Origin of the sequence: Tritonibacter sp. SIMBA_163 (genome assembly GCF_046535935.1) — a bacterium.
Classification (GTDB): Bacteria; Pseudomonadota; Alphaproteobacteria; order Rhodobacterales; family Rhodobacteraceae; genus Epibacterium; species Epibacterium scottomollicae.
Map to the genome: position 1 here is coordinate 1 of NZ_JAWJBP010000802.1, position 256 is coordinate 256.

The 256-nt window shown below is 47.7% G+C and carries 1 protein-coding gene; it reads left to right on the top strand.

The genetic code is table 11. From position 1 onward, the window contains the following. Positions 1 to 16: 16 nt before the first annotated feature. Positions 17 to 256 (top strand): hypothetical protein (locus tag R0J92_RS24545; RefSeq protein ID WP_411053605.1); only part of this gene is annotated, 240 nt, incomplete at its 3' end.

Genomic DNA, 256 nt, shown 5'->3' on the forward strand with positions numbered 1-256 from the left:
TAAGGAATCACTCGACGTGGAACCGGACATAGCGGATGGCACCGAAGACAGTTCTGAAACTGAACACGTACCAATCTCGCAGAAACAACCGGAGCAGCGCATCATTCATTTCCAGCCATCACGACGCAATCTGCTAAAAGCATCAATGACCTCGTTCAGTTTTTTGCTGCTTATCCCGTTGCTTGCTTCGCTTCATTATAATGTGTCCGAATTTCTCTCTCTTGAAGAGAGCTTGGACAGTATCGGTACCAGCCTG